General features: G+C 65.7%; 22 protein-coding genes, 1 tRNA gene and 1 pseudogene. 11 read left to right on the top strand and 13 right to left on the bottom strand.

The features are described from left to right. Window positions 1–101 precede the first annotated feature (101 nt). The gene (locus DCG74_RS02000; RefSeq protein WP_172786590.1) at window positions 102–1,058 is read left to right on the top strand and encodes a tripartite tricarboxylate transporter substrate-binding protein; all 957 of its coding nucleotides are present in this window, start codon (window positions 102–104) and stop codon (window positions 1,056–1,058) included. A gap of 59 nt (window positions 1,059–1,117) precedes the next feature. Here DCG74_RS02000 and DCG74_RS01995 read toward each other — a convergent pair whose 3' ends face one another. Together DCG74_RS01995 and DCG74_RS01990 are read right to left on the bottom strand one after the other, a co-directional pair. Further along, entirely contained in the window at window positions 1,118–1,411 is a 294-nt protein-coding gene (locus tag DCG74_RS01995; RefSeq protein ID WP_172786591.1) for a GYD domain-containing protein, read from the bottom strand. A gap of 106 nt (window positions 1,412–1,517) precedes the next feature. Further along, a complete protein-coding gene (locus DCG74_RS01990; RefSeq protein WP_172786592.1) occupies window positions 1,518–1,871 on the bottom strand; it encodes a glyoxalase/bleomycin resistance/extradiol dioxygenase family protein in 354 nt (117 codons plus the stop codon). 142 nt (window positions 1,872–2,013) lie between these two features. On the opposite strand from DCG74_RS01990, the gene DCG74_RS01985 reads away from it, so the two are divergent. From DCG74_RS01985 to DCG74_RS01975, 3 genes are all read left to right on the top strand, one after another. Beyond that, window positions 2,014–2,090 (top strand) — tRNA-Arg (locus DCG74_RS01985). 208 nt (window positions 2,091–2,298) lie between these two features. Next, window positions 2,299–3,381: a DUF2252 family protein gene (locus tag DCG74_RS01980; protein WP_172786593.1), complete on the top strand. Its 1,083-nt coding sequence runs from the start codon at window positions 2,299–2,301 to the stop codon at window positions 3,379–3,381. A 165-nt stretch (window positions 3,382–3,546) separates the two neighbouring features. Beyond that, a complete protein-coding gene (locus DCG74_RS01975; RefSeq protein WP_172786594.1) occupies window positions 3,547–4,686 on the top strand; it encodes an amidohydrolase/deacetylase family metallohydrolase in 1,140 nt (379 codons plus the stop codon). Between the two features lie 6 nt (window positions 4,687–4,692). On the opposite strand, the gene DCG74_RS01970 is transcribed toward DCG74_RS01975, so the two are convergent. The 3 genes from DCG74_RS01970 to DCG74_RS01960 are packed head-to-tail and all read right to left on the bottom strand — an operon-like array spanning window position 4,693 to window position 6,177. After that, window positions 4,693–5,286, bottom strand: a complete 594-nt coding sequence (locus DCG74_RS01970; protein ID WP_172786595.1) for a TlpA disulfide reductase family protein — start codon at window positions 5,284–5,286, stop codon at window positions 4,693–4,695. Continuing rightward, window positions 5,279–5,734 (bottom strand): DsrE family protein, encoded by a 456-nt coding sequence (locus DCG74_RS01965; protein WP_172786596.1) that lies wholly within the window; start codon window positions 5,732–5,734, stop codon window positions 5,279–5,281. The genes DCG74_RS01970 and DCG74_RS01965 overlap by 8 nt, the downstream gene beginning before the upstream one ends. Before the next feature lie 14 nt (window positions 5,735–5,748). After that, window positions 5,749–6,177, bottom strand: a complete 429-nt coding sequence (locus tag DCG74_RS01960) for a DoxX family protein (protein WP_172786597.1) — start codon at window positions 6,175–6,177, stop codon at window positions 5,749–5,751. A gap of 102 nt (window positions 6,178–6,279) precedes the next feature. Between DCG74_RS01960 and DCG74_RS01955 the strand changes: the two genes are divergently transcribed. Continuing rightward, window positions 6,280–7,164, top strand: coding sequence for a LysR family transcriptional regulator (locus tag DCG74_RS01955; protein WP_172786598.1), 885 nt, complete (start codon window positions 6,280–6,282; stop codon window positions 7,162–7,164). 20 nt (window positions 7,165–7,184) lie between these two features. Here the strand turns inward: DCG74_RS01955 and DCG74_RS01950 are convergent, their stop codons facing one another. Continuing rightward, a complete protein-coding gene (locus DCG74_RS01950) occupies window positions 7,185–7,910 on the bottom strand; it encodes an alpha/beta fold hydrolase (protein WP_172786599.1) in 726 nt (241 codons plus the stop codon). Window positions 7,911–8,067: 157 nt separating this feature from the next. Between DCG74_RS01950 and DCG74_RS01945 the strand changes: the two genes are divergently transcribed. After that, window positions 8,068–9,048, top strand: coding sequence for a helix-turn-helix domain-containing protein (locus tag DCG74_RS01945; RefSeq protein ID WP_172786600.1), 981 nt, complete (start codon window positions 8,068–8,070; stop codon window positions 9,046–9,048). A gap of 17 nt (window positions 9,049–9,065) precedes the next feature. On the opposite strand, the gene DCG74_RS01940 is transcribed toward DCG74_RS01945, so the two are convergent. From DCG74_RS01940 to DCG74_RS01920, 5 genes and pseudogenes are all read right to left on the bottom strand, one after another. Next, complete coding sequence (locus DCG74_RS01940; protein ID WP_172786601.1) at window positions 9,066–10,211, bottom strand: acyl-CoA dehydrogenase family protein; 1,146 nt, start codon at window positions 10,209–10,211, stop codon at window positions 9,066–9,068. Between the two features lie 13 nt (window positions 10,212–10,224). Beyond that, window positions 10,225–11,052, bottom strand: a complete 828-nt coding sequence (locus DCG74_RS01935; RefSeq protein ID WP_172786602.1) for an SDR family NAD(P)-dependent oxidoreductase — start codon at window positions 11,050–11,052, stop codon at window positions 10,225–10,227. Window positions 11,053–11,072: 20 nt separating this feature from the next. Then, a pseudogene (locus tag DCG74_RS01930) lies at window positions 11,073–11,482 on the bottom strand (MaoC family dehydratase). Then, the gene (locus tag DCG74_RS01925; RefSeq protein WP_172786603.1) at window positions 11,479–11,934 is read right to left on the bottom strand and encodes a MaoC family dehydratase N-terminal domain-containing protein; all 456 of its coding nucleotides are present in this window, start codon (window positions 11,932–11,934) and stop codon (window positions 11,479–11,481) included. Before DCG74_RS01925 ends, DCG74_RS01930 begins: the two are co-directional and overlap by 4 nt. Window positions 11,935–11,942: 8 nt before the next feature. Further along, window positions 11,943–13,124 (bottom strand): lipid-transfer protein, encoded by a 1,182-nt coding sequence (locus tag DCG74_RS01920; protein ID WP_172786604.1) that lies wholly within the window; start codon window positions 13,122–13,124, stop codon window positions 11,943–11,945. An 88-nt stretch (window positions 13,125–13,212) separates the two neighbouring features. On the opposite strand from DCG74_RS01920, the gene DCG74_RS01915 reads away from it, so the two are divergent. From DCG74_RS01915 to DCG74_RS01905, 3 genes are all read left to right on the top strand, one after another. Beyond that, window positions 13,213–13,950 carry a TetR/AcrR family transcriptional regulator gene (locus tag DCG74_RS01915; protein ID WP_172786605.1) on the top strand — a complete coding sequence of 246 codons (738 nt, stop codon included), beginning with the start codon at window positions 13,213–13,215 and terminating at the stop codon, window positions 13,948–13,950. After that, window positions 13,947–15,503 carry a long-chain fatty acid--CoA ligase gene (locus DCG74_RS01910; protein WP_172786606.1) on the top strand — a complete coding sequence of 519 codons (1,557 nt, stop codon included), beginning with the start codon at window positions 13,947–13,949 and terminating at the stop codon, window positions 15,501–15,503. Before DCG74_RS01915 ends, DCG74_RS01910 begins: the two co-directional genes overlap by 4 nt. A 107-nt stretch (window positions 15,504–15,610) precedes the next feature. Continuing rightward, complete coding sequence (locus DCG74_RS01905; protein ID WP_172786607.1) at window positions 15,611–16,285, top strand: alpha/beta family hydrolase; 675 nt, start codon at window positions 15,611–15,613, stop codon at window positions 16,283–16,285. Between the two features lie 3 nt (window positions 16,286–16,288). Here the strand turns inward: DCG74_RS01905 and DCG74_RS01900 are convergent, their stop codons facing one another. Next, window positions 16,289–17,263: a ketopantoate reductase family protein gene (locus DCG74_RS01900; protein WP_172786608.1), complete on the bottom strand. Its 975-nt coding sequence runs from the start codon at window positions 17,261–17,263 to the stop codon at window positions 16,289–16,291. Window positions 17,264–17,414: 151 nt separating this feature from the next. Here DCG74_RS01900 and DCG74_RS01895 point away from each other — a divergent pair, with 151 nt between their 5' ends. Then, on the top strand, window positions 17,415–18,218 hold the full coding sequence (locus DCG74_RS01895) for an enoyl-CoA hydratase-related protein (RefSeq protein WP_172786609.1): 804 nt from the start codon (window positions 17,415–17,417) through the stop codon (window positions 18,216–18,218). A gap of 3 nt (window positions 18,219–18,221) precedes the next feature. On the opposite strand, the gene DCG74_RS01890 is transcribed toward DCG74_RS01895, so the two are convergent. Continuing rightward, a complete protein-coding gene (locus tag DCG74_RS01890; RefSeq protein ID WP_246571702.1) occupies window positions 18,222–18,530 on the bottom strand; it encodes a hypothetical protein in 309 nt (102 codons plus the stop codon). A gap of 76 nt (window positions 18,531–18,606) precedes the next feature. On the opposite strand from DCG74_RS01890, the gene DCG74_RS01885 reads away from it, so the two are divergent. Continuing rightward, window positions 18,607–19,974: an FAD-dependent oxidoreductase gene (locus DCG74_RS01885; protein WP_172786610.1), complete on the top strand. Its 1,368-nt coding sequence runs from the start codon at window positions 18,607–18,609 to the stop codon at window positions 19,972–19,974. The last annotated feature ends 10 nt before the right edge of the window (window positions 19,975–19,984 follow it).

Genomic DNA, 19,984 nt, shown 5'->3' with positions numbered 1-19,984 from the left:
TTTCTTGAGCATGATCTTTCGGAAAACCGCTGCACACTTTTCCGGATCATGCTCGAGCGCCACAGAGCAAAAAGCCGGGCGCAACAACAAGGGAGGGGACCATGACGATCACACGACGCACGCTCTTGGCCGCACCGGCCATCCTCGCGATGGCACCGGCAGCAGCGCAGGCCGGCAAGATAACGCTGGTGGTGCCGTTTCCGCCTGGCGGATCGACCGACGCGATGGCGCGGCTGCTGCAGACGAACCTGCAGACCAAGCTGGGTCGCATCGTCGTGGTCGAGAACAAATCGGGCGCGGCCGGTGCGCTCGGCGCGGCGCAGGTCGCCAAGAGCCCGGCCGACGGCTCGACCTTCCTGGTGACGTTCGATTCCCATGCGGTGATCCCGTCGATCCTCGACAAGCCGCCGGTCGACGTCGAGCGCGAGCTGATGCCGGTGCTGCTGATCGGCACCGCGCCCTACGTGATCGCGGCCGGCGCCGGACGCCCCTACAAGAGCTTTGCCGACGTGGTCGCCGCCTGCAAGGCGAGCCCCGGTGCGGTGAAATACGCCTCGGTCGGCATCGGCACGCTCGGCCATCTCGCCATGACCGTGCTCGGCAGCAAGGCCGGCGTCGAGATCATGCACGTGCCCTATCGCGGCGGCGGGCCGGCCATGAACGACGTGCTCGGCGGCCATGTCGATCTCATCGCGGGATCGGCGGCGCTGGTCGCGGCCCAGCTCGGCACCAACATGCTGCGCCCGATCCTGCAGCTCGGCCGCGAGCGGCTGCCGGCCCTGCCGGACACGCCCACCGCGATCGAGGCCGGCTTCCCCGATTTCGAGACGCTGGCATGGTGGGGCATCTTCGCCCCCGCAGGTACGCCTGCCGACGTCGTCGCGGCCATGGCGACGGCATCCAAGGAGATCCTGAGCGAGCCCGCGACCGCCGCCCAGCTCAAGGACACCCAGCACATGACGCTGCTGCTCCAGGAAGGCGCCACCTTCAAGACCTTCTTCGACAAGCAGGTCGCCTATTGGGGCAAGGTCGTGAAGGACAACAATATCAAGGCGTGAGATCCACCCATGCCCGGAATTGCCATCCTGGGTCCAGTGCGCTCGCGCGGGCTTGCGCGTCAGAGCATCTTGCCGACGATCTTCGTCATATCTGCCGCCGAAAACGCGCGCAGCGTTTCGGTGCGGACATTGCCGAGTGCGCTGAGACTAAGGCTGAGTGACATCGCGGCAGCCTCATCCGGAGCCTCGAGAACGGTCACAACGTCATATCGTCCCTGCGTCCAGACGATCTCTTTCACAGTCACGCCGAACGTTTTGGCCATCTCCTTGAAGGCTTCGGCCCGCTTCGGCGAGTCCTTGACGTTTCGGACTCCCTGATCAGTGAAGTTTCCCAGCACGACATAAGCTACCATGGTCGTCCTCCCTGGTTAGAACTTGAGGAAACCGCGCCGAGCTTGCCACGGTGGCTGAGACAGCGCTACTTGCGCGTGGTAACGTCAGCAGATGCGACTTATTCGGTCAGGGCGACGGCCGTGCGAAACTGAGCTCATGGCCGTCGCGGTCGGTGAGATGGAAGTAGCGCTCGCCCCATTCGGCATCGCGCGGCGTGGTCGACGGCTGCCATCCTGCCGCGAGCGCCTGCTCATAGGTGGCGTCGACATCGGCGACATAGAAGATGACGCGGCCCCACCAGGACCAGCGCTTGTCGTCCGGCTGCGCAGTCAGGTTGAGATAGCCGCTGCCGCCGCGAAAGCTGGTGAATGCTGCGGCTTCGCCGCCATAGAGAAGCTCGAACCCGAGCGAGCGGTAGAAGTGCACGGCGCGTGCCATGTCGTGGGTGCCGAGCGTGATGGCGCTGATGCTCTCGATCATGTGGGCTGCTCCGTCGAAGGGGTCCGGGCGCGATTGTACTGCCGCCGTGTTCAGCTTGACGATGGATCTCGCCCGTCTTGCGGCTGGCGAACCGTATCCTGCTCTGCTATGACCGGATTGAACCCGTAGCCACGGGTTCCGCGGTCCCGTAGCTCAGCCGGATAGAGCGACGGTTTCCTAAACCGTAGGTCGGAAGTTCGAGTCTTCCCGGGATCGCCATTTCCTTGTCCGGCTTTGCTTCGTCTGTCGCCCTGCCGAGGGCTGCGCGACGGTCGATGTCAGTCCAGATGCCGACAATTGCGCCGCTGCCCATTTGATTGTAGCATTTCGCGTCAGAGCATCAGTTTATTGTCGATGCAGCCGAAGATTGATTGATGGCGCGCCGCGGATCAGCGCCGGCCCGCCCGATATTTGTGGTTTGCAGCGGATGACTTTTCAGCGCGACAATGCGGCTTTCGAGCACTGGCTGCGCAAGCAATGCGACGTCGTTGAGGCGGACCTCGCCCACAAGCACGAGCGGATGCAGAAGGATGCGTTCACGTTCCTGCGTGCGACGTTCTTTCGCTGGGCGCGGCGCATCGAGAAGCTCTGTCCCAAGCTGAGGGATGCGCCCGCCGTGCTGTCGGTCGGCGACACCCACATCGAAAATTACGGGACCTGGCGCGATGCCGAAGGCCGTCTGGTCTGGGGCATCAACGACTTCGACGAAGCCGCGGTCATTCCCTATCCATTCGATCTCGTCCGCCTTGCGACCAGCGCGCGGCTCGCACCGAAGGCGCGGAGCTCCAATCGCAATGCGGCGGCGGCCATTCTCGATGGCTATCGCGAAGGACTCGCAAACCCGCGCCCGTCGCTGCTGGACGAGGAGGAGAGCTGGATGCGGCCCTTCGTGGCCTGCTCCGACGAGGAACGGCGCGACTTCTGGCACGAGCTGGAGGACTATCCGGATGCGGAGCCGCCTTCGCAGGTTGCTTCGGCGCTCAGAAAGAACCTGCCCGACCATGCCGAGCTGGAGCGGTTCGCTTCGCGCAGGAAAGGCGGCGGCGGCCTTGGCCGGCCGCGCTACGTTGCGATCGCCACCTGGGATGGCGGCAAGATCGTGAGGGAAGCCAAGGCGCTGGTACCCTCCGCCTGGGATTGGGCGCACGGCATGAACGGCAAGCCGCGCTTTCTGGACGTCGCCCAAGGAGAGTTTCGGGCGCCCGATCCGCATCTCAAGTTGAAAGGCGGCTACATCATTCGCCGCATTGCTCCCGATCAGCGCAAGCTCGAGCTCAGCAATCGCAGTCATCCGCGGCTGAGACTCGATCTGCTCTGGGCCAAGGGATTCGATCTCGGCGCGATTCATGCGGGAACGGGCGGCGCCAGATCCAAGATCGAGCACGATCTCGATGGACGCAAGGACGACTGGCTTCACAGCGCCGCAAAAGTCGCCGCCGCGGACGTCCATGTGGACTTCGAGGAATGGCAGAAGGTCCGGCTGCCGTGGACACCTGATACCCAGGATTGACGTGCGAGGCGCCGGCAGGCGGCTTGCAAGCGCTGGGAGCGTAACCGGCATGCGCGCCGATTTGCTCAGCGGGCGCGAAAATTGCTAACAGGGACAATTGCAGGGACCTGCCCGGGTCTCCTGCCTGTAATCCTGCCATACCCAGCCACATCCCGGAGACCATTGATGCCTTTCGACCTGATCCTGCGCGGGGGGCGGGTGATCGACCCGTCCCAGAAGCTCGACGCCGTGACCGATGTCGCCTTTGCCGGCGGCAAGGTCGCCGCGATCGGCAGCGCCCTCAAGGCGGATCCGGGCACCGAGGTGCGCGACGTCTCGCAATTCATTGTGTCGCCGGGGCTGATCGATCTGCACACCCATGTCTATTGGGGCGGCACCTCGCTCGGCATCGATGCCGAGGAGTTCTGCCGCCTCTCCGGCGTCACCACGGCGGTCGATACCGGCAGCGCCGGACCCGGCAATTTCGCCGGCTTCCGCAAGCATGTGATCGAGCCGAGCCAGGTCCGCATCCTCGCTTATTTGCACGTCTCGCATGCCGGCATCTTCGGCTTCTCGCACCGGATCATGGTCGGCGAGAGCGAGGAGCTGCGATTGATGAATCCGGTCGAGGCGGCCGAGGTGGCCGATGCCAACCGCGATCTCATCGTCGGCATCAAGGTGCGCGTGGGCCTGCATTCCTCGGGCACCTCGGGTGCGGTGCCGCTCGACATCGCGCTCGAGGTCGCGAACGAGGTCGGCATGCCGCTGATGGCGCATATCGACCATCCGCCGCCGAGCTATGAGGACGTGTTGGCGCGGCTGCGTCCCGGCGACGTGCTGACCCATGCGTTCCGCCCTTTCCCGAACACGCCGGCGACGGCGCAAGGCACCGTGAAGAAGGCGGTGCTGGAGGCGCGCGAGCGCGGCGTGCTGTTCGATATCGGCCACGGCAAGGGCTCGTTCGCGTTCAAGACCGCGCGTGCCATGCTCGCCAATGGTTTCTATCCCGACACCATCTCCTCCGACATCCATCAGCTCTGCATCGACGGCCCGGCCTATGACCAGGTCACGACCATGTCGAAGTTCCTGTGCATGGGCATGGAGCTGCCGGATGTGATCGCGGCATCGACGGTGAATGCGGCGATGGCGCTGCGGCGTCCCGAGCTCGGCAGCCTCAAGCCCGGCAGCGTCGGCGACGCCACGCTGATTTCGGTGAAGCAAGGCCAGTTCGACTACGAAGACGTCGTCGGCGAGCATCTGATCGGTGATCGCAAGATCGTCTCAGAGGGTGTCGTCATCGGCGGGCGCTGGTGGCATCCGAATTGACGATCGCTAGCCCCGCTCGCGATAGAATTGCAGCAGCCGCGCGCCCGCCGGCGAGAGCCAGTCGGGTGCGCCGGTGATGTAGCCTTCGACGCGGCTGCTCGCTCCGACCAGATAGGTGACGGGCATGCCGACGAGCGGGAACATCGCCCTGGAAGCTTCAGCTGCCGCGCCGTAGGCGTCGGCGTAACACGCGAGGTTCTGCACGGCGAGGCCGCCGAGAAATGCGCGGATCTTGCGCAGGTCTTTGGTGTCCGTGCAGATCGCGACCACGTCGAGCGGCTCGGGCCGCGAGGCTGCAAGGCTTGCGAGCATCGGCAGATCGAGCTTGCAGGCCGCGCACCAGGTCGCCCAGAAATTCACCAACGTGATGCGGCCGGGCTTCGCCGTCACGATGGCATCCCGGCCGTGCAGGTCCTGAAGCCTGAGCTGTGGCATCGGGGCGCGCGGCCGAACCAGTGTGAACTGGCTGCGTCCGGCCTCGAACATTGGCGGCCAGCTGTCTTGCGCGCGGCCGGCGGGCGGGATGGCGAGAGAGGCTGCCGCGGCCATCAGGATCGATCGCCGCGACAGCGCGCGATGGCTCTCGTCCGCCTCACGCATGGATATAGGCCCAGCCCTTCAATTGCAGGTCGACGACGCGGCCAATGCCGAACGGGACGAGGCTTGCGCCCGGGATCAGCGGGATGGAGATCTGCTCCTTGGCTTCCGCGATGGTCTTGGACGAGGCGCACATGCTGAAGGTGAGATTGGGCAGCGACTGGCGCAGCGTCGCGAGCGGCTCGACCAGCGGCGTCTTGTCGGCGCGGAAGACGTCGATGCCTTTGCCGTTGGCCACGACCTCGATCAGCAATCGCGCGCCCCTCTCGGCAAAATGCTTGGAGAGATTGGCCGAATAGCTGATCGCGTGACCCATGACGTAGGGCTCGTTGCTGTCGATCAGGATCACGACGCCCTCAGCGAGACGATCCTCCTTGGCCGCGGCGGTGCCGCCGGTTGTGAGGACCGCGGTGCCGGCGAGCAGGCTTCTGCGGGACCATGCAGAGATCATGGCGTTCCTGCCGCTCAGAACTGGCGCGGGGTGATCGGCGCCTTGCTGCCTCGTCCCCACAGCACGAACAGGCTGAGCGCAAGCAGGACGGTGTTGAGCGGCGTCACCTCGGCCTCGCCGCGCGAGAGGTGGAAGACAAGCGCAATGACCTGCAGCACCGCGCAGCCGAGCGCGGCGAGCACCGTCAGCCGCGGCAGGATCCGCGTCAGCGCCGGCAGCAGGATGCCGATCCCGCCGGCGAGATCGACCAGCGCAATCGTCCGGACGAACGTTTCGGAATACTGACCGGCCCACGGCATCATCGCGGCCAGCTGGGGAATGGGCGTGGTCAGCTTCACGAAGCCTGCCGAGACGAACACGGCGGAGAGGGCGACCTGCGCGGCCCAGAGGCCGATGCGAAGGGACCGGCCGGGAGCGGCGGTTTCGATGGTGGTGGCGGACATGGGGTTCTCCGGAATGTGAAGGTTGCCACCATTTGATAGTTTCGCCGCATTTGATCATTCTGCGCTAAAGGAATTATTCATTTCCTGGATGTTGATGATCTCATGGATACTCTGGTCAGCATGAAGGTGTTTTGCCTGGTCGCGGAGCTGAAGAGCTTTGTGACCGCGGCGCAGCGCCTGCGCATCTCGCCTGCCATGGCAAGCAAGCACGTGATGCAGCTCGAGAAGCGGCTCGGCACGCGACTGCTCAACCGGACCAGCCGGCGCGTCAGCCTGAGCGAAAGCGGCACGCTCTATTTCGAGCAGGCGCGGCAGATGCTGGACTCGCTCGACGAGGTCGAGGCCGCCGTCAGCAAGGCGACGGTCGTGCCGCGCGGCACGCTGCGGCTGACCGCGCCGGTGTGGATGGCGAACACGATCTTCGCGGGCGTGCTGGCGGACTATCAGGCCCGTTATCCGGAGGTGCGTCTCGACGTCGATCTCAGCGGCCGGATGGTCAACCTCGTCGAGGAGGGATTCGATCTCGCACTTCGGGCGACGGCCGCGCCCGACGAGGCGCTGATCGCGCGGCCCATCACCGGCGTTCCGTTCTACCTGGTGGCCGCTCCCGCCTTCCTCAAACGCGCGGGCCGCCCAAGGACCTTCGCCGATCTCTCCGGCCAGGCGTTGCTGCACTATGCGCTTTATCCGGGCGAGAGCTTCTCCTTCCAGGGCGAGCACGGCCCCGAGACCGTCAAGCTCAATCCGGTCCTGCGCAGCGGCAACGAGACGCTGCTGCACATGGCGGCGCTGGAAAGCATGGGCTTCGCCTTCCTGCCAAAATGGCTGGTCACCGAGGACATCGCCAGCGGACGTCTCGTCCACGTCCTGCCCGACGAAGTCATCTTCGAGGGTCGCCTGCTCGCGGTCTATCCCAGCCGCAAATATCTGTCCGCGAAGGTGAGGACCTTCATCGACTTCGTCGCCGCCGACAAGCGGATGAGGTGACCGGATAGTGCGACCACTCGTCAGTCGCGTCCCGCCTCGATGATTGCCTTGGCGAGCCGCGCCGGATCGGAGAAGCACAGCTCGTGGCTTCCCGCAACCTGCACCAGGCGGAACAGGCCGAGCTTCTCCGACAGGCGCGGATGCCAGCCATGGCTGTGCGGCAGCGCGGTATCCTCGGTGCAGTTGATGTAGGATTTGGCCAGCGGCATCTCGGCCGGATTGCTCTTGAGCGCGATCTTGTCGGTGAAGGTCGCGAGCGGATGCGGATTGAGCACGTCATAGGCGCGCTGCGCCGTCTCCAGATCGGCATCGTTGATGAAGGCCTCGCGCCAGATCGGGAAGGGCAACACCACCGAGCCGTCGCCGCGCTCGGCCGCAATGGCGTCGAACAGACCAACATAGCGCGGCGGCACCATGTCGTTGAGGCACTCGCCATTGTTGGGCACGAAAGCGTTCCAATAGACCAGGCGGCGGATGCGCTCCGGCGCGAGGTCGGCGACCCCCGTGATGACCATGCCGCCATAGGAATGGCCGAGCAGGATGACGTCCTGCAGATTATTCTCCGCAAGGTAGTCGGCGATCGACTGGATCGCTTCCTTCAGCCCGGTCGTCTTGGCATCGCCCGGACGGTTGCCCTTGATGGTGGGGGTATGGACCTGATGGCCGGCTGCGCGGATCGGCGCGGCGACCGGCTCGAGCTCGGCACCGGTATGCCAGGCGCCATGGACGAGAACGTAGGTCGACATGTTGTGGCTCCCTCGGAAGACTGCTTAGATCGGTGCGGCGATGACCTTGCCTGGATTTGCCGGCTGAACGCCGGTCGACGTTGTTGCCGCCATACTGAACCGCTGGCGCGTTGCGCGCTTGTCCGACGGTGAACCGGATTGGTCCTGGAGCGAACTGATGGAGCAGCTCAATTCCGAAAGCCGGCCCCGCCGTTTGGTCTGGGACACCGGCGAGACGCGGCCGGAGGAGCAGTTCTCCTACTATCGCGAAGCGATCTGCCAGGCATTCATGAACCTGACGCCGGAATCGGCAACCACCTCACGCTTCCCGGCCAAGGTCGAGGCGATCAAGATCGGCAGCGGTGCCATCAACCGCGTGGTCTTTCCCGAGCACACCGTGCATCGCTCGCGCGCCGATATCGCTGCGTCGACCGAAAGCTGCTTCTATCTGAACTTCAAGCTAGCCGGCCGCTGCCGCGTGGTCCAGGGCGGCTGCGACGTCAGCCTGTCGCGCGGTCAGGTCGGCATCTGCGACAGCGACCGGGAAGTGACCTTGTTGCATGATCGCGGGCCGACGCTGCAGGTTGCATCCTTCTGGGTGCCTTCGCGCGAGCTGCGTGATCGGCTGCCGCCATCCTTCGACTTCAGGGTGGAGCGTGTGTCCGACGATCCCTTCGTCGGCCATCTCATCGTCGAGACCGCGCGAACGCTGAATGCCGCCGCGCTGCGGATGACGGAAGGCGAAGCCGTCAGGCTGTTCGGCGTGCTGCTCGATCTTGTCGCGCTGAGCCTGTCGCGCCGCGCGCGTGCGCAGACGGCCGAGGCCGCCAGCTTTGCCGACGCGACCGCGCTCGCCCTCCGCCGCGCCGTGCATGAGCGGCTCTCCGAGCAGCGCCTTGCGGTTGCGGACGTCGCGCGTGCCATCGGCATCAGCGAGCGCTACGTGCACAAATTGTTCGAGCGCGCAGGCACCACATTCTCGGACTACGTCATGGATCGAAGGTTGGACGGCGCGGCACGTGACCTCAGCGATCCTGCGAAGGCGGACCAGGCGATCGGCGCCATCGCGTTCGACTGGGGCTTCTCGGACCTCTCCCACTTCACCCGCCGCTTCAAGCAGCGCTTCGGCTGCCGGCCGCGCGACTGGCGCGCGCGGTGATCTACAGCGACCTGACCTTATAAGGATCTGGCGATCAGCAGCTTCATGATCTCGTTGGTGCCGCCATAGATCTTCTGGATGCGGGAATCGATGAAGATGCGCGAGATCGGGTATTCCTGCATGTAGCCGTAGCCGCCGAACAGCTGCAGGCATTCGTCGGCGGTCTCGACCTGCTTCTCCGAGCACCAATATTTCGCCATCGAGGCCGTCACGGTGTCGAGGTCTTTCGCGACCAGGCGCTCGATGCACCAATCGACGAAGACGCGCGCGATCATCGCCTCGGTCTTGCGCTCGGCCAGCGTGAAGGCGGTGTTCTGGAAATCCATCAGCGGCTTGCCGAACGCCTTCCGCTCCTTGGTGTAGTCGGTGGTGAGCTTGACCGCGCGCTCCATCGAGGCCACGGCGCCGACCGCGAGCGCAAGCCGCTCCTGCGGCAATTGCTGCATCAGCTGGACGAAACCCTGGCCCTCCTCCTTGCCGAGCAGGTTTTCCGGCGGCACCGTCACGTTGTCGAAGAACAGCTCCGAGGTGTCGGAGGCGTGCAGGCCGATCTTGTCGAGGTTGCGCCCGCGTTTGTAGCCGTCCGCGCCTGCGGTCTCGACCGCGATCAGCGAAATGCCTTTCGCGCCGACTTCGCCGGTGCGCGCGACCACGATGACGAGATCGGCGGCCTGGCCGTTGGTGATGAAGGTCTTCTGGCCGTTGATGACGTAGGAATTGCCCTGCTTCTTGGCCGTGGTCTTGACGGCTTGCAGGTCCGAGCCGGTCCCGGGCTCGGTCATGGCGATGGCGCCGACCATCTCGCCGGACGCCATCTTCGGCAGCCAGCGTTTCTTCTGCTCCTCCGAGCCGTAATTGAGGATGTAGTGCGCGACAATGGCGCTGTGCACGGAGACGCCGGTGGTCAGCTCCGGCACCGTGCTCTCGAGATCGTCGAGCACGGCGGCGTCATAGGCGAAGGTGGCGCCGAGGCCGCCATATTCCTCCGGCACGCTCGCGAGCAGCGCGCCCATCTCGCCGAGCCCGCGCCAGGCGAAGCGGTCGACCATCTTCTGCTCGCGCCACTTCTCGGCATGCGGGGCCAGGTCCTTGGCGAGATATTTGCGGAACTGGTCGCGGAACGTGTCCAGCTCTTCGGTCATCCAGGACGATCGATAATGCATCAGCGCCTCGCTCTCACACAATCAGGCCGCCGCCGGCGACGACCATCTGACCGCTGATATAATTGGATTCCGGACTGCAGAACAGATAGACGGCGTCGGCCGCCTCTTCCGGCGTACCGCCGCGGCCGAGCGGGATCATGCGCGACATGGCTTCGAGCATGTGCGGCTGCACGCCGACTTTGATGTCGCGGCCGGCGACGTCGATGGTCTTCTGCTGCGCCTCGATCGGCTGGGTCAGGCGGGTGTTGATGAGGCCAAAGGCGACGCAATTGACGTTGACCTTGTAGCGGCCCCACTCCTTGCACATGGTTCGGGTCAATCCGATCAGCGAAGCCTTGGCCGAGGAATAGCTGGCCTGCCCGGCATTGCCGTAGAGGCCTGCGATGGAGGAGATGTTCACGACCTTCCGGAACACCTCGCGCCCTTCCTCGGCCTCCTTCCGGGCAAAGACGCGGATCGGTTCGGCGGCCGCGCGCAGGATCCGGAACGGCGCGACGAGATGGACGTCGAGCATGGCCTGGAACTGCTCGTCGGTCATCTTCTGGATGGTGGAGTCCCAGGTGAAGCCGGCATTGTTGACGATGATGTCGAGCCCGCCGAACTTGTCCAGCGCGGCGCCGACGAAGCGATCGGCGAAGCCCGCCTCCGCGACGCTGCCGTTCACGGCAGTGGCGTTGCCGCCGAGCGCCTCGATCTCCGCGACCACGGCGTTGCCGGGCTCGGCATCGAGGTCGTTGACGACGACCCTGGCGCCTTCGCGCGCCAGCTTGAGTGCGATCGCGCGCCCGATGCCGCGGCCCGAGCCGGTGACGAGCGCGACCTTTCCCTGCAGTTTTGTCATTTGAATGAGTCCTCTTGCTGTCACAGCGCGATGACGGCGCTGCCTTCGAGCTTGACCTCGCCGCGATCGTCCTTGGAGGTGAGCGCGAGCCTTGCGCGGCGCTCGCCATTCTCGGCGAACAGCTCCGTTACGGTGCCCTCGCACGTCAGCTTGGCGCCAAGCTGGGTGAGGCGACGAACCGGGTCGCAAAGCTGCGGAGCCTCGATGGCGGCACCACGTCCGTGAGGGCCTGCCCGAGATAGGCCATCACCAGCATGCCGTGGGCGAACACATCGGGAAATCCCGCCGTCCTGGCGAAGTCGATATCCACGTGGATCGGATTATGATCGCCCGATGCACCGCAATAAAGCGCGAGCGTGTGGCGGGTGATCGGCGGAAAGACCTTGTGGACGATGCGGTCGCCGGCCTTGATGTCTCCGGATGCTGTCATGGCGCCACCTCGTTGCGGACCACGATGGTGCGCGCGGTATCGGCGACATGCACGCCGTCCTGGTTGGTCACCTCGCATCGGACGCCGATCAGCGTCATCGCGCCGCCCTTCTTGTCCGTCACGCTGGTGACGCGCGGCCGAAACGTCAGGGTGTCGCCGACCAGAACCGGCGCGTGATAGGCGAAGCTCTGCTCGCCATGCAACACGCGGGCGAGATCGATGCCGAGCGCGGTGAACATTTCGAAGGGATCGTCGACGTCCATCATCTCCAGGCAGAACAAATAGGTCGGCGGCACTGGGGTGCCGGCGAATCCGGCCGCCCGCGCAGCGTCCGCATTGCGGTAGACCGGATTCTGTTCACCCAGCGTGTTGAGGAAGTAGCGGAGACGGCCGGGCTCGACGCGCGCGGTGACCGGCGTGAAGCTGCGCCCTACGGCGGACTGGTCGACCATGGCCGCTATCAGTGCCGCTTGTAGAGCGTGACGACGCAGGCGCCGCCGAGGCCCAGATTGTGCTGGAGCGCGACCTTCGCACCCTCGACTTGCGTGGAGCCTGCCGTGCCGCGCAATTGCCGCGTCAGCTCGTAGCACTGCGCAAGCCCGGTGGCGCCGAGCGGATGTCCCTTGGACAGCAATCCGCCGGACGGATTGGTCACGATCCGGCCGCCATAGGTGTTGTCGCCGTCATTGATGAACTTGCCGGCTTCACCCTCGCCGCAAAGGCCGAGCGCCTCGTAGGTGATGAGCTCGTTATGGGCGAAGCAGTCGTGCAGCTCGACCACGTCGAGATCGCCGGGGCCGATGCCGGCGCTCTCATAAACCCGGCTGGCCGCCTCTCTTGCCATGTCGTAGCCGACCAGCTGCATCATGTCGCCGGCCTTGAAGGTCGAGGGCGTATCGGTGGTCATGGCCTGCGCCGCGATGCGTACCTCTTTGCCGATGCCATGCTTGTCCGCAAACCGCTCGGAGACCAGCACGGCGGCGGCGCCGCCGCAGGTCGGCGGGCACGCCATCAGGCGCGTCATCACGCCCGGCCAGATCACCTGGTCGTTCATCACGTCGTCCGCCGTGACTTCCTTGCGGAAAAGCGCGAGCGGATTGTTCCTGGCGTGTCGGCTCGCCTTGGCGCGCACCTTGGCGAAGGCGTCGAGCGGCGTGCCGTATTTCTTCATGTGGCTGAGCCCGGCGCCGCCGAAATAGCGCAGCGCCAGCGGAATGCCGGGGGCGTCGATCAGCTGGTCCGCGGCGGCGTCGAAGTCCTCGAACGCGCTCGGGCGATCGGTGTAGACGCTGCCGAGCGCGCCGGGTTTCATCTGCTCGAAGCCGACCGCCAGCACGCAATCCAGCGCCCCGCTTGCGATCATCTGCCGCGCCATGAACAGCGCGGTCGAACCGGTCGAGCAATTGTTGTTGACGTTGACGATGGGGATACCGGTCATTCCGACAGGGTAGAGCGCGCGCTGCCCGCAGGTGGAGTCGCCGTAGACGTATCCGACATAGGCCTGCTCGACCTTCTCGTAGCCGAGGCCGGCGTCGGCGAGCGCGAGCTTGACCGCTTCCGTCCCCATCTCGTGATAGGGCGCGCTGGCGCCCGGCTTGGCGAACGGGATCATGCCGACCCCGGCGACGACGACGTCAGACATCGCTTCCTCCCAATAAATTACCCATTGGACTTTTTCTTACCCATGGGTAACATATCGCCCGATCTCCACCAGAGTCAACCGATCGACCATGGACTCAGCGCCGCCCGCTCCGCCTTCATCGCCTTCGCCCTGGCTGCCGTTCGAGAGCCGGCGCCGCGCCCGTGACGAGAAGCGCGAGGCGGTGCTGCGCGCCGCCGTGCAACTGTTCCTGGAGCAGGGCTACCATCGCGTGACGCTGAACGAGGTCGCGGACCGGCTGAACATTACCAAGCCCGCGCTGTACAATTACTTCCGGGGCAAGGACGAGATCCTGTTCGAATGCTGGTCGATGGGCGCCGAACTCGTCGACGGCGTGATCACGGAGATCAACGCCGGCGGTGGTTCGGGTCTCGCCAAGCTGCGCAAGCTGGTGCACGCCTATGCCGAACTGATGGCGACCGATTTCGGCGCGAGTCTCGTGCGTTTCGATTTGCGCGACCTGACCGAGCGGAACGCCGGTATCGCGCGCGCCGCCAAGAGGCGGATCGACGCCACCTTCCGGCGATACATTGCCGCAGGCATTGCCGACGGTTCGATCAGGCCTTGCGATCCCAAGCTTGCAGCCTTCGCGATCGCGGGTTCGCTCAATTGGATCGGCCATTGGTATCGGCGGGAGGGCAAGCTGTCGCCGACCGCAATCGCCGACGAGTTCACGGTGCGGCTGACGGACGGCTTGGCGGCCGAGGTTCGGCTGCAGATGACAAAGAAGACGCCGAGGGCGCCGCAAGGGCGCAACTCAGGACGCAAAACAACAGGGAAGAAACGCACGGGAGGAGGAACGGGATGAACATCACGCACGGACTGCGCAGGGCGCTGCAGATCAATCCGAATGGGCTGGCCACATTCTATGGCCAGCGGCGGCGGAGTTGGGGCGAACTCGGCGAGCGCGTTACAAGGCTGGCCGGCGGCCTGCGCACGCGCGGCGTCAGGGACGGCGACCGTGTTGCGGTGCTGTCCTTCAACTCGGACCGCTATCTCGAGCTCTATCTGGCAACCGGCTGGGCGGGCGGCGTGATCGTGCCGCTCAACATCCGCTGGAGCGCTCTGGAAAACGAGGATGCGCTGCGCGACTGCCGCGCGTCCGTTCTGCTGGTCGACAAAGCCTTTGCGCAGGTCGGCGCGCAGCTCGCAGGCGCCATTCCGGGGCTGACGCTGATCTATGCCGATGATGGCGAGGCGCCGGCGGGGATGGAGAGCTATGAGGATCTGGTTGCGGGCAGCGCTCCGGTGCCCGATGCCATGCGCAAGGGCGACGATCTCGCCGGCATCTTCTACACCGGCGGCACCACCGGCCGTTCCAAAGGCGTGATGCTCAGCCACCAGAATCTGATGGCCAATGCGCTCAACGCACTCGGCGAAGGCCTGTTTCCGGCGAGCGCGATCTACCTGCATGCGGCCCCGATGTTTCACCTTGCCAACGGGGCGGCGATGTATTCGCTGCTGCTCTCCGGCGGCTCGAACGTGATCGTTCAGGGCTTCACGCCCGAAGGCGTGATGGCTGCGATGCAGAACGAGCGCGTCACCGACGTGCTGCTGGTGCCCACGATGATCCAGATGTTCGTCGATCACCCCGCGATCGGCAACTACGACCTGTCGTCCCTGAAGAACATCATCTACGGGGCCTCGCCGATCAGCGAGGCGGTGCTCGACCGTGCCGCGCGCGCACTGCCGCATGTGCGCTTCACGCAGGCCTATGGCATGACCGAATTGTCGCCGATCGCGACGCTGCTGCACCCCGACGAGCATGTCGGGGAGGGGCGCAGGAAGGGGCGCCATCGCGGTGCCGGCCGTGCCACGCTCGGCTGCGAGGTACGGATCGTCGACGAGAACGACCAGCCGCTGCCGGCGGGCGCCGTCGGCGAGATCGTGGTGCGCGGCGACACCGTGATGATGGGCTATTGGGAACGGCCGGAGGAGACCGCGCGCGCCGTCGTCGACGGCTGGATGCACACGGGCGACGGCGGCTACATGGACGAGGACGGGTTCATCTATGTCGTCGACCGCGTGAAGGACATGATCATCTCGGGCGGCGAGAATGTGTACTCGGTCGAGGTCGAGAACGCGCTGGCGCAGCATCCGTCGGTGCTGCAATGCGCCGTGATCGGAATTCCCAATGAGCAATGGGGAGAGCAGGTCCATGCCGTCGTGGTCAAACGCAGTGGCGTGGAGGTCTCGACCGGCGAGCTGATCGAGTTCACGAAGACGCTGATTGCCGGCTACAAATGTCCCCGCAGCATCGAGATCACCGAGACGCCGCTGCCGCTGTCGGGCGCCGGCAAGGTGCTGAAGCGCGAGCTTCGCAGGCCGTTCTGGGAGGGGCGGGAACGGCGGGTCAGCTGACGGCTCCCGCGCGTTACGGCATGCGCGCCGAGCACGCGCGAAGATTGATGTTTCCAGAGCGCGGTCGCGCGGGTATCTGTTGCGGGACTCATCGGGAACATCCAGTCTTGGTCCAGAGGCGCGAGCTCAAGCTCGACATCGAGCGCATCGGCACTGTCTCGGCGATCCTGACGCAGCCGGAGCATGCGCGCGCCTGCTACGTGCTGGCGCATGGCGCCGGGGCCGACATGCGGCATTCCTTCATGGAGAAGGTCGCAGCCGGCCTTGCCGAGCGCGGCATTGCGACGTTCCGCTTCAATTTTCCCTACATGGAAGCGAAGAAGGGGCGTCCTGATCCGCCCGCCATCGCACACGCGAGCATCCGCGCAGCGGTCGCGGAGGCGGCGCGGCTCTGTCCCGGGCTGAAGCTTGTCGCCGGTGGGAAATCCTTCGGCGGCCGCATGACCTCGCAGGCGCAGTCGAAGTCGCCGCTGCCCGATGTCAAAGGGCTCGCTTTTCTCGGCTTTCCCCTCCATGCCGCCAAGAAGCCGTCATCCGAGCGCGCCGAACACCTTGCCGCCATCGCGATCCCCATGCTGTTCCTGCAAGGCACGCGCGACGAGCTTGCCGATCTGAGCTACCTCAAGCCTGTCGTCGAGAAGCTCGGCCCGAAGGCGACGCTGCATGAGGTCGCAGGCGGCGACCATTCCTTCGCGGTGCTGAAGAAATCCGGCCGTACCAATGACGAGGCGCTCACCGAGGTGCTGGACACGCTCGCGGCCTGGATCGACGCGCTCGCCTGAGACTCACGCCGAGTAGAGCCCCCTGTCGCGCGCCTTCTGGATGGCGAGCGCGGCGATCAGGTCGAGCGTCGGCGTCGACAGGCCGGCGGTGCGCGCGAAGGCCTGGGGCGCCTTCACCAGCACGTCGATCTCCATGGCGCGGCCGAGCTCGTAATCCTGCAGCAGCGATGGTTTGTGGTTGGGGGCAGGGCCGCTGCGGCTGACGCGCTTGACCTCGGGAATGAAGTATTGGGCGATCTCGTTGGCCTCGTTCAGCATGCGCGGAATCACCTCCGTGAAGGCGGGGTCGTCGCGCACGCCGCGCGCGGTCTGGCCGGTGAGCAGGCACAGCACCGACAGCGACATGTTGGTCAGCAGCTTTGACCAGATCGCCTCGCGGATCTCGGCGACCGGCGGCGATTCCAGCCGCGCGTCGTTGAAGACACCGCGCAGCCTGGTGATGCGCTCGCAATTGCGGTCGTCGCACTCGCCGATCAGGAGACGGTTGCGGTCCGGCGTCAGGTTCTGCACCACGCCGGGCGCGATCACCTCGTTGGATGAGAAGACCACGCCGCCGACGATCCGTTCCTTCGGGATGCAGGCGCGCAGGCGCCCGCCGGGATCGAGGAATGAAATGTCCGGCGGCGCCGGGTGCCGCGGCGGCAGGCCGATGCCGTACCACCAGGGAATGCCGTTCTGCGCAAACACGATCGCAGTGTCGTCCTGGAGCAGCGGCTTGATGCTGGAAACCAGCCCCTGAAGCGCGGTCGCCTTCAAGGTCGAGATCACGACGTCCTGCGGGCCGAGCTGGGCCGGATCGCCTGACGCGTTCACCTTGGCACCGACCTCGGAATCGCCGACGCGCAGCTTGAGGCCATTGGCGCGGGCCGCCTCCAGATGCGCCCCCCGCATCACGCAACTGACCTCATGGCCGGCGCGCGCCAGCCGTACCGCAATGTGGCTGCCGACGGCGCCTGCGCCGAAAATGCAGATGCGCATATTGATATCCCGTATCCATCCCGTGGTGTCGCCCGCAGCCAGCATGACACAAGCCGCCATGCGATGGACGCGGCCGCCCTACGCCGGAAAGATATGGATCAGGGCACGCGCCCTCAGCCATAGTGCGCGGCAAACAACCGGAGGACCGCCGATGACTGCCAGCCCCGTCCTGTGGAGCCTCGATGAACGCGGGGTTGCGACCGTCACGTTGAACCGGCCGGAGGTCAACAATGCCTATGACGCCGCGCTGATCTCAGGCGTGCTCGCGGCCATGGACGACCTCGGCAGCAAGCCCAATCTGCGCGTCGTCGTGCTCCGGGGCAACGGCAAGCACTTCCAGGCCGGCGCCGACCTCAAATGGATCAACAGCGTGCGGCCGCAATCGAGCGAGGCGAACGAGGCGGCCTCGCGGGCGACGTTCGAAGCCGTGCAGCGGCTCAACACGTTGCCGATTCCCACCGTCGCGCTGGTGCAGGGCGGCTGCTTCGGGGGCGGTACCGGCGTCATCGCGGCCTGCGACGTCGTGATTGCCGCCGACAACGCCCTGTTCTCGATCACCGAGGTGCGCTGGGGCCTGACCGCAGCGATCATCATCCCGCAGCTCTGCGATGCCATCGGCGTCCGCCAGGTCCGTCGCTACGCGCTGACCGGCGAACGCTTCGGCGCCGAAGATGCCCGCCGCATCGGCCTCGTCCACGAGGTGGTGCCGCTCGCCGATCTCGAGGCCGCAGGCGTCAAGGTGGTCGAGCAGCTGCTCGCCAACGGACCCGAGGCGATGGCCGAGACCAAGCGACTCGCGCTGGAGAGCTCGTTCGGCGGCATGGCGGTGGACGATGCGGCGTATACGCGGCTCGTGCAATTGCACTCGCTCAAGCGCCAGAGCGCCGAGGCGGCGGAAGGGCTTGCGTCGTTCGCAGAGAAACGGGCGGCGAACTGGGGCGGTGGCAAAGGTTAGGCGTCAGCAGCCGCGGCAGATATTGTTGATGCTGCGGTAGACGGCGTCGTCGTCCTGGCGCAATTGGCGCAGCGTTTCGAGCGTCGTGCTCTCAGCCGCCGGCGCGGCCGGCTTGCGCTTCGCCGCAAGTTCTTCCTCCTGCCTCTTGTAGCAGGCTTCGCGATCGGCCTTGGCCGGGATGAAGCGGCAGTTTTGCTCCACGGCTGCGGCGGGAAGGGCCGTGAGCGCGAGGGCAATAGAAGCGGCGAAGCAGTACCTGACGATGATCGAATTCATGGCCGCACTTGTCTCAGGTTCACCGATGGCGAGCAACCGCGATCTTGCGGGCATGAGGACCGCCGGCTAAGTCGTGATCCAGTTCGAACCAGATTCCGGGAAGGAACGCGCCATGCCGGCCATGACGATCGATGAACCAGCGCGCAAAGTACCGCTCTACGGCGAATATGAAGTCGTCGTGCTCGGCGGCGGCCCGGCCGGCATCGTGGCGGCGGCCGCAGCGGCGCGCGCGGGACGGAAAACGCTGCTGATCGAGCGCTACGGCTTTCTCGGCGGCATGGGCACCGCGGCCGGCGTCACCAACTTCTGCGGCCTGCACGGCAACGTCCATGGCGAGCACCGGCGGCTGGTGCAGGGTCTGGCCTCGGAGCTGCTGGCGCGGATCGATCGCTTGAACGGTCTCAACGCGCCGCATCTGATCCTGGGCAAGGTGTTTGCCCAGGCCTACGACACCGCCGCCTACAAGATCGCGGCCGACGAGCTGCTGGCTAGCCACAAGGTGAATATCCTGTTCCATGCCCTCGGCGCCGGCGTCGTCATGGCTGGTGAGCGTCGCATCAACGCGATGCTGGTGGAGACCAGGGCCGGCCGCCAGGCGGTGCGCGCGGAGATCTTCATCGACTGTTCCGGCGACGGCGATCTCGCCGTGTGGGCCGGCGCGCCGTTCGAGGTCGGCGACGAGCATGGCCATCCCCTGTATCCTTCGATGATGCTGCGGCTCAACGGCATCGATCCCGCCAAGGCCGGCGAGGCCTGGCGCACCATTCCGCAATTGATGGAGAAGGCGATCGCCGCCGGCACGCACAGATTTCCGCGGAAAAGCGCGATCGTGCGGCCACAGAAATCCGGCATCGAATGGCGGGTGAATTTCACCCAGGTGGCGCGCGAGGATGGTCACGCCATCAACGGAATCGAGCCCGACGATCTCACCCGCGGCGAGATCGAGGGGCGCAAGCAGGCGCTCGCCGCGTATGAATTCCTGCGCAGCGCGGTGCCGGGGTTTGAGAAGTCCTACATCGTCGACCTGCCGCCACAGCTCGGCATCCGCGAGACCCGCCGCATCAAAGGCGGCTACCAGCTCAGCGGTGAGGACGTGCTCGGCTGTGCCTCGTTCGCCGATTGCATCGGCGTCAACGGCTGGCCGATCGAGGCCCATGTGCCCGGTGACGTCGTCTTCACCTTCCCGCCGATCCCGGAATCGCGCGGCTACAACGAGCTGCCTTACCGGATGCTGGTCCCTGAAGGCGTCGACAATCTCCTGGTCGCCGGCCGCTGTGCCTCGATGACCCATGAGGGACAGTCGGCGGCGCGGGTCTCCGGGGCCTGCTTCGCGATGGGTGAGGCCGCCGGTTCCGCCGCCGCGCTGGCGCTGTCCGGAAACCGAATTCCACGCGAAATCCCCATTGAAAAGTTGCAGGAAACGTTGAAACAACAGGGCGCCTTCATCGGAGGGGACCAGGCGGTGCCCGAAGGCCTGTGACGCACTGCAA

The sequence above is a fragment of the Bradyrhizobium sp. WBAH42 genome (assembly GCF_024585265.1).
GTDB lineage: Bacteria > Pseudomonadota > Alphaproteobacteria > Rhizobiales > Xanthobacteraceae > Bradyrhizobium.
This window is presented reverse-complemented; position numbering and strand designations above follow the sequence as displayed.

Coding starts and splice junctions, on each gene's coding strand:
- DCG74_RS02000 (WP_172786590.1), top strand. CDS start 102: ATGACGATCACACGACGCACGCTCTTGGCCGCACCGGCCATCCTCGCG.
- DCG74_RS01995 (WP_172786591.1), bottom strand. CDS start 1,411: ATGGTAGCTTATGTCGTGCTGGGAAACTTCACTGATCAGGGAGTCCGA.
- DCG74_RS01990 (WP_172786592.1), bottom strand. CDS start 1,871: ATGATCGAGAGCATCAGCGCCATCACGCTCGGCACCCACGACATGGCA.
- DCG74_RS01980 (WP_172786593.1), top strand. CDS start 2,299: ATGACTTTTCAGCGCGACAATGCGGCTTTCGAGCACTGGCTGCGCAAG.
- DCG74_RS01975 (WP_172786594.1), top strand. CDS start 3,547: ATGCCTTTCGACCTGATCCTGCGCGGGGGGCGGGTGATCGACCCGTCC.
- DCG74_RS01970 (WP_172786595.1), bottom strand. CDS start 5,286: ATGCGTGAGGCGGACGAGAGCCATCGCGCGCTGTCGCGGCGATCGATC.
- DCG74_RS01965 (WP_172786596.1), bottom strand. CDS start 5,734: ATGATCTCTGCATGGTCCCGCAGAAGCCTGCTCGCCGGCACCGCGGTC.
- DCG74_RS01960 (WP_172786597.1), bottom strand. CDS start 6,177: ATGTCCGCCACCACCATCGAAACCGCCGCTCCCGGCCGGTCCCTTCGC.
- DCG74_RS01955 (WP_172786598.1), top strand. CDS start 6,280: ATGGATACTCTGGTCAGCATGAAGGTGTTTTGCCTGGTCGCGGAGCTG.
- DCG74_RS01950 (WP_172786599.1), bottom strand. CDS start 7,910: ATGTCGACCTACGTTCTCGTCCATGGCGCCTGGCATACCGGTGCCGAG.
- DCG74_RS01945 (WP_172786600.1), top strand. CDS start 8,068: ATGGAGCAGCTCAATTCCGAAAGCCGGCCCCGCCGTTTGGTCTGGGAC.
- DCG74_RS01940 (WP_172786601.1), bottom strand. CDS start 10,211: ATGCATTATCGATCGTCCTGGATGACCGAAGAGCTGGACACGTTCCGC.
- DCG74_RS01935 (WP_172786602.1), bottom strand. CDS start 11,052: ATGACAAAACTGCAGGGAAAGGTCGCGCTCGTCACCGGCTCGGGCCGC.
- DCG74_RS01925 (WP_172786603.1), bottom strand. CDS start 11,934: ATGGTCGACCAGTCCGCCGTAGGGCGCAGCTTCACGCCGGTCACCGCG.
- DCG74_RS01920 (WP_172786604.1), bottom strand. CDS start 13,124: ATGTCTGACGTCGTCGTCGCCGGGGTCGGCATGATCCCGTTCGCCAAG.
- DCG74_RS01915 (WP_172786605.1), top strand. CDS start 13,213: ATGGACTCAGCGCCGCCCGCTCCGCCTTCATCGCCTTCGCCCTGGCTG.
- DCG74_RS01910 (WP_172786606.1), top strand. CDS start 13,947: ATGAACATCACGCACGGACTGCGCAGGGCGCTGCAGATCAATCCGAAT.
- DCG74_RS01900 (WP_172786608.1), bottom strand. CDS start 17,263: ATGCGCATCTGCATTTTCGGCGCAGGCGCCGTCGGCAGCCACATTGCG.
- DCG74_RS01895 (WP_172786609.1), top strand. CDS start 17,415: ATGACTGCCAGCCCCGTCCTGTGGAGCCTCGATGAACGCGGGGTTGCG.
- DCG74_RS01885 (WP_172786610.1), top strand. CDS start 18,607: ATGCCGGCCATGACGATCGATGAACCAGCGCGCAAAGTACCGCTCTAC.